The organism is Alteromonas hispanica (assembly GCF_010500915.1).
In the GTDB taxonomy this organism is placed as follows: domain Bacteria; phylum Pseudomonadota; class Gammaproteobacteria; order Enterobacterales; family Alteromonadaceae; genus Alteromonas; species Alteromonas hispanica.
Map to the genome: position 1 here is coordinate 132,752 of NZ_JAAAWP010000004.1, position 15,817 is coordinate 148,568.

Annotated in this window: 15 protein-coding genes; 3 read left to right on the forward strand and 12 right to left on the reverse strand. The window is 44.8% G+C overall.

Translation table 11 applies throughout. The features are described 5' to 3' along the window. Positions 1–2 precede the first annotated feature (2 nt). From iscR to GTW09_RS08505, 4 genes are all read right to left on the reverse strand, one after another. Entirely contained in the window at positions 3–488 is a 486-nt protein-coding gene (gene iscR / locus GTW09_RS08490; protein ID WP_071980165.1) for a Fe-S cluster assembly transcriptional regulator IscR, read from the reverse strand. A gap of 153 nt (positions 489–641) precedes the next feature. Beyond that, positions 642–1,457, reverse strand: coding sequence for an SDR family NAD(P)-dependent oxidoreductase (locus GTW09_RS08495; protein WP_163111529.1), 816 nt, complete (start codon positions 1,455–1,457; stop codon positions 642–644). A 29-nt stretch (positions 1,458–1,486) separates the two neighbouring features. Beyond that, a complete protein-coding gene (locus tag GTW09_RS08500) occupies positions 1,487–2,398 on the reverse strand; it encodes an alpha/beta fold hydrolase (protein ID WP_163111530.1) in 912 nt (303 codons plus the stop codon). Positions 2,399–2,463: 65 nt separating this feature from the next. Continuing rightward, entirely contained in the window at positions 2,464–3,930 is a 1,467-nt protein-coding gene (locus GTW09_RS08505) for a flavin-containing monooxygenase (RefSeq protein WP_163111531.1), read from the reverse strand. Positions 3,931–3,995: 65 nt separating this feature from the next. Between GTW09_RS08505 and GTW09_RS08510 the strand changes: the two genes are divergently transcribed. After that, positions 3,996–4,676, forward strand: a complete 681-nt coding sequence (locus GTW09_RS08510) for a TetR/AcrR family transcriptional regulator (RefSeq protein WP_163111532.1) — start codon at positions 3,996–3,998, stop codon at positions 4,674–4,676. 1 nt (position 4,677) lies between these two features. Here GTW09_RS08510 and GTW09_RS17455 read toward each other — a convergent pair whose 3' ends face one another. Both GTW09_RS17455 and GTW09_RS08515 read right to left on the reverse strand, forming a co-directional pair. After that, positions 4,678–4,845, reverse strand: coding sequence for a hypothetical protein (locus GTW09_RS17455; protein ID WP_203565686.1), 168 nt, complete (start codon positions 4,843–4,845; stop codon positions 4,678–4,680). Between the two features lie 41 nt (positions 4,846–4,886). Beyond that, positions 4,887–5,327 (reverse strand): Lrp/AsnC family transcriptional regulator, encoded by a 441-nt coding sequence (locus GTW09_RS08515; RefSeq protein WP_163111533.1) that lies wholly within the window; start codon positions 5,325–5,327, stop codon positions 4,887–4,889. 381 nt (positions 5,328–5,708) lie between these two features. Between GTW09_RS08515 and GTW09_RS08520 the strand changes: the two genes are divergently transcribed. Then, positions 5,709–8,264 (forward strand): TonB-dependent receptor plug domain-containing protein, encoded by a 2,556-nt coding sequence (locus GTW09_RS08520; RefSeq protein WP_163111534.1) that lies wholly within the window; start codon positions 5,709–5,711, stop codon positions 8,262–8,264. A 107-nt stretch (positions 8,265–8,371) separates the two neighbouring features. On the opposite strand, the gene cysE is transcribed toward GTW09_RS08520, so the two are convergent. After that, positions 8,372–9,199 (reverse strand): serine O-acetyltransferase, encoded by an 828-nt coding sequence (cysE, locus tag GTW09_RS08525; protein WP_163111535.1) that lies wholly within the window; start codon positions 9,197–9,199, stop codon positions 8,372–8,374. Positions 9,200–9,253: 54 nt separating this feature from the next. Continuing rightward, positions 9,254–10,051 (reverse strand): tRNA (cytosine(32)/uridine(32)-2'-O)-methyltransferase TrmJ, encoded by a 798-nt coding sequence (gene trmJ / locus GTW09_RS08530; RefSeq protein WP_163111536.1) that lies wholly within the window; start codon positions 10,049–10,051, stop codon positions 9,254–9,256. A 360-nt stretch (positions 10,052–10,411) separates the two neighbouring features. Between trmJ and suhB the strand changes: the two genes are divergently transcribed. After that, a complete protein-coding gene (gene suhB, locus GTW09_RS08535; RefSeq protein ID WP_100973267.1) occupies positions 10,412–11,188 on the forward strand; it encodes an inositol-1-monophosphatase in 777 nt (258 codons plus the stop codon). A gap of 193 nt (positions 11,189–11,381) precedes the next feature. On the opposite strand, the gene secF is transcribed toward suhB, so the two are convergent. From secF to tgt, 4 genes are read right to left on the reverse strand one after another with little or no spacing between them, the layout of a single operon-like run. Next, positions 11,382–12,320, reverse strand: coding sequence for a protein translocase subunit SecF (gene secF / locus GTW09_RS08540; protein WP_071980174.1), 939 nt, complete (start codon positions 12,318–12,320; stop codon positions 11,382–11,384). A 10-nt stretch (positions 12,321–12,330) separates the two neighbouring features. Then, positions 12,331–14,175 (reverse strand): protein translocase subunit SecD, encoded by a 1,845-nt coding sequence (gene secD / locus GTW09_RS08545; RefSeq protein ID WP_163111537.1) that lies wholly within the window; start codon positions 14,173–14,175, stop codon positions 12,331–12,333. A gap of 55 nt (positions 14,176–14,230) precedes the next feature. Then, complete coding sequence (gene yajC, locus GTW09_RS08550; protein WP_071980176.1) at positions 14,231–14,569, reverse strand: preprotein translocase subunit YajC; 339 nt, start codon at positions 14,567–14,569, stop codon at positions 14,231–14,233. A 51-nt stretch (positions 14,570–14,620) separates the two neighbouring features. Then, positions 14,621–15,733: a tRNA guanosine(34) transglycosylase Tgt gene (tgt, locus tag GTW09_RS08555; protein ID WP_071980177.1), complete on the reverse strand. Its 1,113-nt coding sequence runs from the start codon at positions 15,731–15,733 to the stop codon at positions 14,621–14,623. Between the last annotated feature and the right edge of the window lie 84 nt (positions 15,734–15,817).

The window sequence follows — 15,817 nt, forward strand, 5'->3', positions numbered from 1 at the left end:
ATTTAAAGTCTAATGCTGACTTCAATGTCATTAGCTATATTGCGAAGAGAACTGTTACTGTCTTGGCGACCGGCAACCTCTCGTACATCATGCTTTTCCATTAACTCACCAAGGGTGATGGAATGTAGGAAGCTAGAAATACGATCGCTTAAATCTTGCCATAAACTGTGTGTTAAGCAGCGATCGCCGCCTTGGCAGTCTGCTTGACCTTGACATCGTGTAGCGTCAATCGATTCGTCAACCGCAGATATCACTTCACCTATGGCAATCTCATTAGCGCTGCGACCCAGTAAATAGCCGCCGCCAGGACCACGTACGCTTTCTACCAACTGCTCTTTGCGCAGTCGAGAAAACAGCTGTTCTAAGTAGGAAAGTGATATCTCTTGTCTTTCTGATATATCGGCAAGGGGAACGGGGCCACGCTTGGAATGTAATGCAACGTCTAGCATTGCGGTTACCGCATAGCGACCTTTAGAGGTAAGTTTCATTATTGTCTCCCGCCTTTATCTGTATGGCGGAATTTTCACATACCTGACTAAAATGGTCAAGTATAAGACCTAGTAAATTAGTCAGGTATTATCAATTCACAACTTAACTGCCATCGATTTGAAGAAAGCAGCTTAAGTATGAAAGAAACTGCGTTATTTTTGCTTTGTTAACCTTCCTATTATAGACCAATAAGATACTGGCATTAAGCGCTCAATAAACGACAACAGTTTTGCATCATAACCAATGAGTAAACGAGGCTTGTCACGTTCTATCGCTGTAATGATTGCTTTAGCTGCTTTTTCTGGCGGCATTCTCAGAAATGCATTCATTATCTTGCGCTGTCGCAGTACTTCGGCCTCACCCACCTCAGCGGGCGCTCTCGCGTTATTTGCAATTGACGTTGCAATTCCGCCTGGATGAACCACCAGCAAGCTTACATTCGTGTCTTTTAATTCATAGCGAAGGGCATTACTGAACCCACGAAGCGCGAATTTACTGGCGCAGTAGGCGGCTTGTCCCGGTGGCGAGATAAGCCCAAACAAGCTTGAAATATTCACAATTTTTGCTGGGCTTCCATGCCCGCGCATAGTCGGCAATGTATTTCGGATTAGGGAGACGGGTGCATCAAAGTTTATTTTCATTAGCCAATTAAAATCGTTCTCGCTAACTTGCTCAAAGTCGCCGCCTAGTGCTACACCAGCATTGTTTATTAGCACATCAATAGTATGGTGCTGCATAAGGATCTGCTCAGGTAACAATTTTACTTTATCCATAACAGACAAGTCGCAGACATGCGATGTGACCTTTTGTCCGTTATCGGGCAACAGCGATATTGTTTCTTCTAACCCCTGTGCGTCGCGGTCAACTAGTGCTAAATGACAATTCATTGCTGATAATTGAAGGGCTAATGCCCTACCAATACCGCTTGCTGCTCCGGTTAACACGACAACAGTATCGTGAAGTCTCATGCTATTGGCCCTTATTTAATTTCTCTTGTTTAAGTTCTCTTGTTTAATTGAATGTGCGCTAAGATACTATCGGCTATACGATGGCCTTGTATCGTATCTATTTGGTGACGTAAGCCACGCAAGACTTGGTGCTTTGCACCTGCAATAGCCTTCGCTGTTGCAGCACCGCCACTGGGGTGCACCATCCGGTCCACATCACCATGAATAACCAATGTGGGAGCAGCCACTTTGTTCAGTAATTGGGTACGATCGCCAGACTTCATAATCGCACCTATTTGTCGAAACATAGCTTTTGAATCGCTCTTTGAGCCGTTTCGTTGCCAAGCCAGTTTTGCATACTGCTGCCATTGACTTATTGCGCCCTCTGCCGTGCTATCGCCAATGTGTGTCATCATGGCGTGGTAATTTTTAATTGCCTCATGTTCGCTTCTGGGGGCCTTTGCTCTCGCCATTCGCCATAACGTTGAGTAAGAAGGCTGGCCTACCCTTCTGCTGCCGGTTGTCGAAAATATGGAGGTCATTGACTCAACAACGTCTGGGTACATACTTGTGAGTGTCTGTGCAATCATTCCCCCCATCGACATACCTACTATATGAGCGCTTTTAACATGTAGCCCGGCTAAAAGTTGCGCAGTATCTTCTGCCATGCGCTCTAGCCCGTATGCTCCTTTTGGCGCTTTCCCACGCAATTGTTGCAGTACACTAGGATGCGGAGTAGTGCTTCTTACAGAACGACCTGCATCGCGGTTATCAAAGCAAATTACACGAAAATCGCTTGCTACCAGCCGCTCTATCAATGCGCTGGGCCAATAAACTAATTGAAGCCCAAGCCCCGCAATAAGCAAAACGGTGCCATTTTTATCTTGCCCGTGTTCGGCATAACAAAACGTATCTCCGTTTTGCAGTGTAATAAACTGTTCTTTGTGCTGCGCTAAGCTCATTGTGCTTCTCTCACTGTACTTGTCTCACCGTACTTATCTCACTGTACTTCTCTCACCGTGCCTTCTTACTCAACGCTTTTCTCAAACTTTAACGCCGGGTCGTCTACCCTACCTTTACGAAAAATCTTTACATCTTCAGCATAATTCCACGACATAGACCAAGGGAAACGGACACCCTGGCGCGGTAGCTTATCTATTGAACGTTGGATATATCCGGCGCCAAAATTAAGCAACGGTTGTGTTTCCATATTCGGGTCTGCAATAGGTGTGCATTGCAGATAATCGTGCTGTTTCATATGATTCAATAGTCGTGTGAAGTGCTCGCACAATAGCCCTATTTTGAGGGTCCACGATGATGATGTATATCCCACGGCGATAGCAAAGTTTGGCACTCCGCTTAGCAACATTCCTTTGTAGGTAACGCATTGAGGAAGCGAAACCACCTTTCCATCTATTTTTGGAATTAGGCCACCTAAGGGAAGCAAATTTAGACCCGTTGCAGTGATAATCACATCTGCATCGATATGGTCTCCAGATTCAAGCTGAATACCTGTGTGGGTGAAACTGTTGATGTTGTCGGTGACAACCGACGCCGCTCCCTCTGATATCGCATTAAAAAGGTCGCCGCCAGGCACTGCACAAAGCCTTTGTTCCCATGGGTTATAGGGTGGATTAAAATGCTTATCAACAGGATATCCTTCTGGCAGCATTTTTACGTTCAAATTGCGTATAATTTTTCGAGCTCGATTGGGAAAGCGCTGACAAAACGCGTACACCCAACGCTGCTTTGCTATATTAAAGCGTCGAGCAGCCTTAAAAGCTAAATCATCACCGAATAGAGGCCTCAAAAACTTTGCGACAGGATCTTGAGTTGGAACGGGTAAGATATACGAAGGTGTTCTCTGTAACATAGTCACATGAGCAGCGCTTTTCGCCAGCGATGGCACTAAAGTAACAGCAGTGGCACCGCTGCCGATTACAACCACACGCTTACCTTCATAATCTAGGTCTTCAGGCCAATGCTGAGGATGTATAATGTCTCCCGAAAAATTCGCTTGCCCCTTAAATTCAGGTGCATACCCCTTGTCATATCGATAGTAACCTGACGCGTTAAATACCCATCGAGCCGCTACCTGCTCGGTATGTCCAGTCTCTTCACAACGCAGCGTTACCAGCCAATACTGCTTATTACTGTGCCAATCTAAATCCACAACGCGCGTTAAAAAACGTATGTTTTCTCTGATGCCATTTTCGTCGGCGGTTTGCTCAACGTAAGCCTTTATTGAGCTACCATCGGCAATTGCCTTTTTCTCTTTCCACGGCTTGAAGTCGTACCCAAAAGTGAACAAGTCTGAGTCAGAACGAATACCAGGGTACTTAAACAAGTCCCAGGTTCCACCAAGGTCTGCACGAGCTTCTATGATGGAATAAGTCAAATCCGGACACTTATTTTGCACGTGGTAAGCGCAACCGATACCTGAAATACCGGCTCCGACAATCAATACATCTAAAATTGGCACTGTGTTTTGCATGCTCGCCTCAAGAAGTGATAACAAACGTTATCACTTTAATGTATGTTGTTGTAACAAGGTCGTCAATGCATAATATGTCAGCTATGAAAAATACATCTATCTCTTGTGAAGCAGCCACAGAACGCACATATTCTGGCATTTCAATGTCCGAACGCATTGCGCTGCGCCGACAGCGTTTTATCGAAGCGGGGATTTCACTTTTTGGCACTGTCGGTTTTCAGTCAACCACTATGCGCATGTTGACCGCACAGACCGAGTTAACAAACCGCTACTTTTACGAGTCCTTCACTAACTTAGAAGATTTATTGGTAGCCTGTTATGAAAAGCTTATGGATGATTTCCGTCTTCGACTAGAAGAAGAGCTTGAAAGAGCAAGCAAGTACAGCGAGCCATCGCAGCGTATTCGCCCGGGCCTGAATTGTTTTTTTACATCTATGGCAGATCCAAAGTTTGCAAGAATAACTCATGCTGAAGTATTAGGGGTGAGTGAGCGCGTAGATAGACTTTATAGTCGTTGCTCCGCCGACTTTGCCGCATTAATGATGTCTTATTTAACCTCATCTGTGTCCGACAAAAAGCAGCTTTCAGACACTCAAATGCAGTTTATTGGCGCTGCGCTTACAGGCAGTTTAATCAACAGTGCAATGGTATGGGTAAACAGCCAATACGAAGCCAGCATTGACGATGTTATCGATGCATCACTGGCTATTTTTATTGGCACGGTAAACCAACTGCGGTTAGCGTAGCTTATTGAGTCGGTTTGTACGCAAGTCTAGAGCGTTGATCTTTCCTTTGAATAACGAAGGCCATGACTATTTGCGGGAGCGTGCCGATATCACTACCACCATTGTTTAGGCTAGCAGAAAGCTGACGCTTGAGTTCGCAAGAATACTCTTTTATTACACCAGTCCGCACAGATAATTCCCCTCTCAGCGAGACTATGCGAATTAATGGTATTACCCATTATCTTTTATCGATTGCATCGATACATAAGTAGATGTAGACGCCAAATGAGGTAACTGTGAAATAGACTCTGCTATCACCTTTCTATATTGATTGATGTCAGACGTTCGTATCTTTAGTAGATAATCAAAAGTACCGGCAATGAGATGGCATTGTTCAACTTCGGGGATTTTACTTACTGCAACATTAAAGTCTGCCAACGCAGACTCTCTGGTATCAGACATTTTAACCTCGGTAAATGCCACCATTTCCCGCTCCAGCTTTGCATGATCAACAATAGCGCGAAAGCCAAGAATAAAACCGCCGTCAATTAATCTCTTTAAACGATTTTGACATGGCGTTTTCGACAATCCGATACGATTGGCGAGCTCACTAATCGATAACCTACCGTCAAGCATAAGTTCCGCAATGATTTTTTTATCAAAATTGTCCATTTGAACTCACATGTTTTATTTCCCAGTTCATTTAACCGTTTAAGTACCATAAATTAAGTTCAAAAAACATACTTTGAGTATTTTTTTAGTTCAAAAAACTCACCAAATAAAAGTATGCTCTTTCTATCACTTCATCGCGTTAGAAAATTGAGCCAGTTCCTTTACTACAGGGGGAAATGCACTCAAACCCCAAATGCCTAATATCAATTCTAATATCACTCTTTTGGATAGGCATGGCAACGGGCGACGAAGTGATAAAAAAGAAAGGCAATATATGAATTATTGAGCTAGAACTTAATGCATTAACACTCAAAAATAAGTGTAACCGCAAGCGTTACACACAATAATAATTACACAAAAACAACAAGGTGAGGAAAACAGATGAGCAAGCAAGCTTTGAACAGAACGATGCTGTCAATGTCAGTATTAATGGCATTGTCAGCAACCGCAGGCTTCTCAGGCACTGTGCATGCGCAGGAGAAGCAAGTAGAGGAGGAGCTGGTTGAAAAAATTGCAGTACTGGGCTCTCGAAGAGCACAGTCAAGCTCAACAATGGAAACCGCTAGCCCTATCGACATCGTCGACTCAGACCAACTAATGCGCCAGGGTAGTACAAACGCTATAGATGCACTGACTGCAGTCATTCCCTCTCTGAACGCAAGTAGAGAGCCAATTTCAGACGCAGCGAGTATGGTTCGCCCCGTTAACTTACGCTCTCTGGCCGCTGACCAAACCCTTGTACTCGTTAACGGTAAGCGCCGCCATCGTGGTGCGGTTGTGGGCGAATTTGTCTCCGGTGTTAACCGAGGCGCGCAAGGTGTTGATGTAACTCCTTTGTTTGGCGCTGCTTTAAAACGAGTCGAAATTCTTCGTGACGGCGCTGCTGCTCAGTATGGTTCTGATGCGATAGCAGGTGTAATTAACTATGCACTTGAGGATGATCCTGAGACAAGAATGATTACCGCACAGTATGGTCAGTCATATTATAACGACGGAGAAACATTTGAGGTTTCTGGTTCTTATGGCTTTCATCTAGGAGACAAGGGTTTCGCCGTCGCTTCATTCCAAGCGAAAGATTCGGGTGCAACCAGTCGAGGGATTCAAGACGGTGAAGGAACTAACAGCGGCGCAACTGCGCTTGATGCTGCCGGCTTCCCAGTGGCCGACCCTGTTGTTATCTGGGGCGCTCCAGAAGTGACAGATGACTACAAATTCTTCCTGAATTCAGGTTACGACATCAATGACAATGCGCAAGTCTACTCATTTGCTAACTATGCAACACGCGATGTAGACGGCAGCTTTTTCTATCGCAATCCTACGTCTCGTCAAGGCGTTTTCGCCAGTGGCTCTAATGTACTATTTGCAGACTCGACTGGCGAAGGATGCCCGGTAGGACCACTACCAACAACAAGCTTTACTGATGCCCAGAATTTCGTCAACGGTGCCGGTGACAACTGTTTTGCTTTCTTCTCACAGTTTCCCGGTGGTTTTACCCCTAGGTTCGGCGGCAGTGTTGAAGATTTTAGTATAGCACTCGGTGTAAAAGGTGAACTTGATAACGGCTTAGTCTACGATTTTAGTGTTGTTAATGGTGAAAACAACTTGTCGTATGAGATTTATAATACGGTCAATGCGTCATTAGGTGCTGCGTCGCCAAACGAGTTCTACCTTGGCGCTCAAATCGAAAACGAAACCGTAGTCAACGCAGACTTTTCACAAGCTGTCGAAGTGGATGCATTTTCATCAGATTTAAACATAGCGTTTGGTCTTCAATATCACGACGAATCATTTGAGATTACGCCGGGAGACGAAGCTTCTTATACGGCAGGCGAGTTTGTATCGCAAGGTTTTTCCGTTGGCTCAAATGGTTTCCAGGGTTTCAATCCAGACATTTCTGGTAAATTTTCGCGTAACAGTACGAGTGCTTACGTCGACTTCGAGGCTGACGTCACCGATAGCCTATTATTGGGTTTAGCTGTTCGCTATGAGGACTATAGCGATTTCGGCACTACCACAAATGGTAAGGTGTCAGCGCGTTACTTCCTCACAGACGATGTCGTTTTACGTGGCGCTGTCAGTACTGGTTTCCGCGCACCTAGCGTAGGACAATCAAATCTGCAAAGAGCTGCGACCAATTTCAACAATGGCCAGCTTGAAGAACTGTTAGTTGTATCGACAACAAGTCCTTTTGCAACCTTGTTTGGTGGTGGTCAACTCGGCCCGGAAGATGCCAACAACCTCAGTTTAGGTTTTACCACTCGCTTGGGTGACCTATCGCTTACTGTTGACTATTTCAATATTGAAATTGAAAACCGTATTGCTCAAGTTACCCGCGAGTTGACGACGGAACAGCGCGATCTACTCGTCGCTGGAGGCGTCGCTGAGGCCGCCACTGTAAGTCAGGTATCATTTTTTGTGAACGACTTTGATACTGAAACATCAGGCGTGGACGTTGTTGCTGACTATCCATTAGATTGGGATAATGCGATGACCAAACTCACGCTAGCGGTTAACTATACCGATACCAAAGTGACCAACAGAGGTGAAACAGTTACCGACGCGCGAGCCCGTGAAGTAGAAGATGCACTTCCTGATTTTCGTACAACGTTTACTATTGACCATACTTTTGAACCATTTAACGCATTAATACGCGTAAACTACTATGGCGAAGTATTTGAAAACCTGTTTAACGATGAGAGTTTGCCGATTGTGACGCCAGGTCTATTTTTGGTGGATGCAGAAGTGTCTTATGATATCGATGAAAATATGTCGGTTGCCATTGGTGCGAAAAACTTATTCGATGAATTTCCTGATGAGTGGGAAACCGAAGGTTTCACTGGCCGAGATGGCGGTTTCTTAGGTGCAATTTATCCTCTTAACCATCCAGCAGGATTAGGTGGCGGAAGTTACTATATGAGATTTACAGCGAACTTCTAGAGCCCCGGTTATAGCAAATAGCCTTCTGTTTATCTCATAAGCAGAAGGCTAGTTTTTTGTGTTCAATCGTGTTTGGTAAATCGCGTGCTTTAAAAATAGAGCCTTCGCTAAATCGTTGGGTCAAAAGCGGTATGCTTGCTGCTGCTATTGGCATTGCTTTCATTTAACTCAAAACCAGTATCAACAAAATCTTCCGCGCTAATGTTATGAAGATTTTCTGTGCACACATCGCCACCTAGAGATTGGATAACCTTACACATCTCTTCTACTTTTAAGTCCATCTGATGCATATGCTCGAGCATAATACCCATAGCATTTGCAACAGGATCAGGATTGTCCTGCGCTACAGCATAGGCATCGAAACCATATTTTTGTGCAATTTTATCTCGCTGAGGATTCATTGAGGCATTGGCATCTTTTTGCTTGGAAACAATTATCCGCCCTGGAATACCCACCGCGGTAGCGCCATCGGGAATATCTTTTACTACCACAGAGTTAGAACCCACTTTGCCATTTTCGCCAATAGTTATGGGCCCAAGAACCTTAGCACCAGCCCCTACTACCGCACCGTTTTTCAGAGTTGGGTGGCGCTTCCCGGCCTTCCAGCTTGTGCCCCCAAGCGTAACTCCGTGATAAAGCGTAACATCGTCACCAATTTCTGCTGTTTCACCAATAACCACACCCATGCCATGGTCGATAAAAACGCGACGACCGAGCGTGGCGCCCGGATGTATTTCAATACCCGTAAGCCAACGACTAAATGTAGACAGCGAGCGAGCTAGCCATTTCCACTTTGCATTCCATAGTTTATGACTAATTCTATGCAGCCACACTGCATGTAAACCGGGGTAATTAGTTAATACCTCGAACGTATTGCGAGCTGCGGGGTCGCGATGAAATACGCCTTGAATGTCATCTTTTATTCGGCTGAACATGCTTTACTCTTTGCTTTTCTGACTGATTGCTATTCTGACCAATTGCTTTTCTGGCTAATTATCATCCTGACTGATCGTTTTAGCAGCAGCGTCGTCTGCTAATGCTTGCGAAGACTCATTATTAGCATCTTGTTCATTTGTTTGAACCGACTTTTCAATGGACGCTAAAATTCCGCGCAAAATGTTAAGCTCTTGAGACTCAGGACGTGAGCGATTAAACAAACGACGTAACTTGGTCATAACCACACCAGGGTGGCTTTTGCGTATGAAAGAGGTTTTCTCCAACGTAGATTCTAAATGCACGTAAAAACGCTCTAAGTCTTCGTTCAAAGGATACTCTTCTTGAAATTCCGGAAAAGTTTCTCTATTCAAATAAGCCATGCGGATTTCATAACACAGGGTTTGCACCGCTGCGGCTAAGTTCAGCGAGCTGTATTCTGGATTAGCTGGGATACACATGTGAAAATGACACTGCTGCAGCTCTTCATTGGAAAGCCCGCTGTTCTCACGGCCAAAAACTAATGCTACAGGATACTTACTCACCTCCTGAATCAACTTTTCACCACAGTCACGCGGGCCTAACATAGGCCATGAATGCGTGCGAGAGCGTGCAGAGGTACCTACAACTAAACCACAATCTTTCACAGCTTCTTCTAACGTGCCTACTATTTTCGCGTTAGCCAGCACATCACCGGCACCTGCAGCTAGCGCGCTTGCTTGGCCATCGGGTTCATTAACAGGGTCAACCAGATACAGGCTACTTAACCCCATGGTTTTCATAGCGCGAGCCGTGGAGCCTATGTTTCCTGTGTGTGAAGTGTTGACCAAAATAATGCGAATATTCTCAAGCATGCTTACGATACCTACGTACTGACTAAATGTGATTAACGCTCTTTACGCTACACTTATTTTGCTTTTGTTAGGCTTAGAAGCTTTTCATGATAAAAGACCAATTGCACACACGGTTATGCGCACAGTTGTTATTACAAAAGCAAGGAGCGTAGGAACGTCGTTATTGCCGGGAAGTGTAGCATAGCGGCGGTATAGATGGCGATATTTGGACAAAGCGAATGGTTTAAGATCAAGTCAGCTGAGGCAAATTCATTTGCATCATATGCCTATTCTGTTAAACTCCGCGCGTTTTCGAAAATGATGAGCTATTTTTTATACAGTTCTTCATTTCATTGGTCTTTTACAATTGGTGGTTTATCTATGCATCCTATGCTGAATATTGCAGTGCGTGCTGCGCGTGCGGCTGGAACAGTTATTGTTCGTGGTTTTGAGAAACATAATGAAATTGCAACTGAGTCGAAAGGTCTTAACGACTTTGTTACTCAAGTTGATAAAGACGCAGAACAAGCTGTTATCTATAAAATTCAGCAGTCATTTCCCAATCATTGCTTTTTAGGTGAAGAGTCAGGGGAAATATTGGGGTCAGATACAGATTATCAGTGGATAATCGACCCGCTAGATGGTACCGCCAATTTTGTGAAAGGCATTCCCCACTTTGCTGTATCTATCGCGCTTCTTCATAAGGGCCGTCTAGAGCAAGCGGTTGTATTCGATCCTATCCGAAGTGAATTATTTACTGCAAGCCGCGGTCAAGGTGCCCAGCTAAACGGTTACCGAATTCGTGCATCTAAGCCTCGCGACCTAAGCGAAACCATCATTGCTACTGGCCTGCCGTTTAAAAACAAATCACAGTTTGGCGAATATGCCCTTAGCCTCAATAAAATTTTCCATGAAGTGGGTGACTTGCGTCGTGCAGGCAGTGCCGCACTTGACCTTGCATACGTTGCTGCTGGCCGTCACGACGGTTATTACGAGCGCGGTGTTAAATCTTGGGATATCGCTGCGGGCGAGCTTATCGTTCGTGAAGCAGGCGGTTTGGTGACAGACTTTAAAGGCGGAAACGACCCACTGCACAAGGGCGAAATCGTTGCTGGAAGCGGAAAGGTAGTTCAAGGTCTGGTTAAGCATCTTAAGTAAACTTTACTTATTATCTGTGTCTTACTTAAGTATCACTTAAGACAAAAGCGCAACAAATAAAAAAAGGTCGCTGTGAAAACAGCGACCTTTTGTTTTTATACTTGATAAACGTAGCCAGAACAATTATTCAATCTATCAGGCAACGCTGTCTTTCTCTGGTAATTGTACCAACTTTCATTTAAGCCAAACCGTTTTACAGCGGCTCTTGGTCAGCACCTTCCTTCTCCACCTGCGGTGGCATTAAGTCTTCTTTGCTAATACCCAGTGCTAAAGCAACTGAGCTTGCAATGTAAACCGATGAGTAAGTACCTACTACCACACCAAATAATAGTGCTGTGGCAAAACCGTGAATTAATGCGCCACCTTTATAGAACAAAGCAACCAACACTAAAACTGTGGTTAGTGAGGTAATTATTGTTCGGTTTAAGGTTTGGGTGAGTGAGATATTGATAATATCAATAGGCTCGCCCTTACGAATTTTGCGGAAGTTCTCGCGAATACGGTCTGATACAACAATAGTATCGTTGAGTGAGTAACCGATAACCGCCAGCACCGCTGCCAATACTGTCAAATCGAATTCAATTTGCAGTACTGAGAATAAGCCCAAGGTTAAAATAACATCGTGGGCCAATGCAGACACTGAGCCTAGCGCGAAGCGCCATTCGAAGCGCATTGCTACGTAAACCAAAATACAGATAAGTGCTACTAGCATAGCAAGACCGCCCTGCTCTGTTAACTCTTCACCAACATTTGGGCCAACAAATTCGATACGACGCATTTCAACTGCCGTACCGTCTGCTCTCAATGCGTCTATAACTTGATTACCAATAGTGACGGCTTTCACACCTTCGCGAGGCGCAATGCGAATTAGCACGTCTTGGCTGCTACCAAAGTTTTGTACAATCGCATCTTCAAAGTCGGCGTTATTTAGCTGAACGCGAATAGATTCTAAATTCGCACTGTCTTCATAACCCACTTCAATAAGCGTACCGCCGGTGAAATCTAGGCCCCAATTTAAGCTGTTAACGCCTAATGAAACGATAGAGCCTAAAATAAGTAGGGTTGATAGCACCATCGCAGGTATGCGAAGGCGCATGAAATTAACGGTTTCGGATAGTTTTAATAATTGCATGTTACGCTCCTTAAATCGCCAATTTCTCTAGACGTTTTCCACCATATACAGCGTTAACAATAACGCGCGTAACTAAAATAGCGGTAAACATAGAAGTGGCAATACCAATCATAAGCGTAATAGAGAACCCTTTAATTGGACCTGTACCCACTGCGAACAAAATAAGCCCCGCAATGAAGGTAGTAATGTTGGCATCTAAAATAGTCGAAAATGCGCTGTCGTACCCGTGGTGTATAGCTTGCTGCGGGCTGCGACCGTCTCGCAGTTCCTCTCGGATTCGCTCGAAGATAAGCACGTTAGCATCTACCGCCATACCAACGGTAAGTACAATACCAGCCATACCAGGCAGGGTTAATGTTGCCCCTGGTATCATAGACATAATGCCCACAATCATGACCAAGTTAGTCACCAGCGCAACGTTAGCCACAATACCGAAGGCTTTGTAATACACCAGCATAAAGGCAAGTACTGCTAGCAAACCATAAACAATGGCCTGTGTGCCAAGTTCAATGTTTTCTTTACCTAAGCTTGGGCCCACTGTGCGTTCTTCAACAATTTGAATAGGCGCGATAAGTGCACCAGCACGAAGAAGTAACGCAAGGTCGCGGGCTTCTTTTGGCGAGTCTAAACCTGTAATTTGGAACTTACTGCCAAGCTGAGCGCGGATGGTGGCAACAGAGATAACTTGCTCTTCTTTTTCAAAGATAAGCTTGTCTTCTTTATTGCGCTCGCCAGTGGCTTTATATTCAATGAAAACAGTTGCCATTGGCTTACCGATGTTGCCGCGAGTAGAGCGCGACATTTTGTTTCCGCCTTCAGAATCTAGCGAGATGTTTACATTGGGTAGGCCGTATTCGTCTACACCGCTGTTTGCATCAATAATGTGGCTACCAGTAAGCATGATGCGCTTTTCTAATAGCTGCGGTACGCCCTGCTGGTCTTCAATAATTTGAGAGCCAGGAGGCACGCGACCGTTTAATGCATCGCGAACATCGTTTTTCGGATCCAACATACGAAACTCAAGCGTTGCCGTAGCGTTCAAAATCTCTTTTGCACGCGCTGTATCTTGAATACCGGGTAATTGAACCACAATACGATCGGCACCCTGCTTTTGAACAAGCGGCTCGGCCACACCTAATTGGTTTACACGGTTGCGGATAATTGTGATGTTTTGCTTCACTGCATTATCACGAATTTCTTGCAGCTTGCTTTCAGCAAACGTTGCGCGCAACGTCAATTCACCAACTTCATCAAACGTAAGGTCACGGCTTTGATTACGGAGGAAAAACTTCGCTTTATCTAACGCATCTTCATCGCGAAAGGTAATGTCGATATGGTTGCCCACTTGTTTTACACCACGGTAGCGAATCTCTTCACCACGAAGTGATGTTCTGAATCCACTTTCTGCATCTTCAAGGGATTTAGTGATTACCTCTGACATATCAACTTCCATAAGGAAGTGAACGCCACCACGAAGATCTAGACCTAACTTCATCGGCGTGCCTCCCAGACTTTCAAGCCATTCTGGCGTGTCTGGGGCGAGGTTCATTGCAACAAAATAATCGTCACCAAGGAGGCGTTCTAGCGTTTCACGAGCAATAAGCTGTGTATCTGAATCGGAAACTCGAACTAGAATTTGGTCATTTTCGAATTCGATGCGTTTTGGCGTTATCGACTTTTCAGCCAACGCAGTTTTAACTTGCTCAACCATTGATTGAGTAACAACAGCGTCGCGGCCTGCGGAAATTTGAACGGCGTGATCTTCGCCGTAAATATTGGGAAGAGCGTAAAGTGCACACATTGCAACCACAATAAGCGCACTTAACACTTTCCATATTGAATTTTTGTTTAGCACTGGATAATCCTTTCGTGCCAACGCCAAGCAGCAACTTGGCGCCGACGTTTGTTACTTACAGCGACTTCATTGTGCCTTTTGGCAATACAGCAGTCACTGAAGATTTCTGTACAACGATGTTGCTTGCTTCGTTAAGCGCTACTTCAATAAAGTCTTTATCGTCGGCTACCTTAGTAATTTTTCCTACTAGGCCACCTTGCGTAAGCACTTCGTCGCCTTTACTTAGTGAAGCTACTAAGTTTTTGTGCTCTTTTACGCGCTTAGCTTGTGGGCGATAAAGAAGAAAGTAAAAAATTAAACCGAAAACGGCCAACATAATTAGCATTTCCATGCCACCGCCTTGAGATGCACCACCAGCAGATTGCGCGTATGCGTTTGAGATAAATAGACTCATAAAATTCCCCGAGTATTGTTGTTATTTAAATATTTTCTTTGTTTTTCAACATTAAAGCGCCGGTACCGGCAACCCTTTCTGTTCATAGAAGGTGTGAACGAATTCATCCATTGTGCCTGCTTCAATAGCATCGCGCATGCCTTGCATAACACGCTGGTAATGACGCAAATTGTGAATAGTGTTTAGTCGCGCACCTAATATCTCGTTACACTTATCTAAGTGATGTAAATAAGAGCGAGAATAATTTTTACAAGTGTAACAGTCACAATTTTCGTCTAATGGTGATGTATCGTTGCGATGTTTAGCGTTGCGGATCTTAATAACGCCTTCACTCACGAACAAATGTCCGTTACGTGCATTTCGCGTTGGCATAACGCAGTCGAACATATCGATACCGCGGCGTACTGCTTCCACCAAATCTTCAGGTTTACCCACACCCATAAGGTAACGAGGCTTATCTTCAGGTATTTTTGGTGCTGTATGGTCGATAATGCGGATCATGTCTTCTTTTGGCTCACCTACTGATAAACCGCCGATGGCATATCCGTCGAAGCCGATTGCCTCAAGCCCGGCAAGCGACACATCACGAAGACCTTCATACATACCGCCTTGGATAATGCCAAATAAAGCAGCAGGGTTATCGCCGTGAGCATCTTTACTGCGCTTCGCCCAGCGCAACGACATTTCCATAGATACACGCGCTTCTTGCTCGGTTGCAGGATAAGGCGTACATTCATCAAAAATCATGACGATGTCTGAACCAAGGTCTGCCTGAACTTCCATCGACTTTTCTGGCGTAAGCAATATTTTTTCGCCGTTGATTGGCGAACGGAACGTAACGCCTTCTTCGGTAATTTTGCGCAGATCGCCTAAGCTAAATACCTGAAAACCGCCAGAGTCGGTAAGAATGGGTCTGTCCCAATTCATAAAATCATGCAGGTCGCCGTGTTGACGGATAATACCGGTACCAGGGCGTAACATCAGGTGAAAAGTATTTCCCAAACATATGTGCGCGCCGCTTTCTTCTAACTCTTCTGGCGTCATGCCTTTTACAGTACCGTAAGTACCTACTGGCATAAATGCGGGAGTTTCAACAACACCACGCTCAAATTTAAGACGACCGCGTCTGGCGCGACCGTCAGTTTTTACTAACTCAAATTGCATGTAAGAACTTTCCCGTCTTAGCTCACATTTTTTTAGTTCTTGCTATTTTTGCTTTTAGCAACAACAAAAAGTGCGCTTGGTAAA

Bases quoted from the DNA above. Each gene is read 5' to 3' on its own strand.
- GTW09_RS08510 (WP_163111532.1), top strand. From the start codon at position 3,996: ATGCATAATATGTCAGCTATGAAAAATACATCTATCTCTTGTGAAGCA.
- GTW09_RS08500 (WP_163111530.1), bottom strand. From the start codon at position 2,398: ATGAGCTTAGCGCAGCACAAAGAACAGTTTATTACACTGCAAAACGGA.
- yajC (WP_071980176.1), bottom strand. From the start codon at position 14,569: ATGAGTCTATTTATCTCAAACGCATACGCGCAATCTGCTGGTGGTGCA.
- GTW09_RS08520 (WP_163111534.1), top strand. From the start codon at position 5,709: ATGAGCAAGCAAGCTTTGAACAGAACGATGCTGTCAATGTCAGTATTA.
- trmJ (WP_163111536.1), bottom strand. From the start codon at position 10,051: ATGCTTGAGAATATTCGCATTATTTTGGTCAACACTTCACACACAGGA.
- GTW09_RS08505 (WP_163111531.1), bottom strand. From the start codon at position 3,930: ATGCAAAACACAGTGCCAATTTTAGATGTATTGATTGTCGGAGCCGGT.
- iscR (WP_071980165.1), bottom strand. From the start codon at position 488: ATGAAACTTACCTCTAAAGGTCGCTATGCGGTAACCGCAATGCTAGAC.
- GTW09_RS08495 (WP_163111529.1), bottom strand. From the start codon at position 1,457: ATGAGACTTCACGATACTGTTGTCGTGTTAACCGGAGCAGCAAGCGGT.
- secF (WP_071980174.1), bottom strand. From the start codon at position 12,320: ATGCAATTATTAAAACTATCCGAAACCGTTAATTTCATGCGCCTTCGC.
- GTW09_RS08515 (WP_163111533.1), bottom strand. From the start codon at position 5,327: ATGGACAATTTTGATAAAAAAATCATTGCGGAACTTATGCTTGACGGT.
- suhB (WP_100973267.1), top strand. From the start codon at position 10,412: ATGCATCCTATGCTGAATATTGCAGTGCGTGCTGCGCGTGCGGCTGGA.
- cysE (WP_163111535.1), bottom strand. From the start codon at position 9,199: ATGTTCAGCCGAATAAAAGATGACATTCAAGGCGTATTTCATCGCGAC.
- tgt (WP_071980177.1), bottom strand. From the start codon at position 15,733: ATGCAATTTGAGTTAGTAAAAACTGACGGTCGCGCCAGACGCGGTCGT.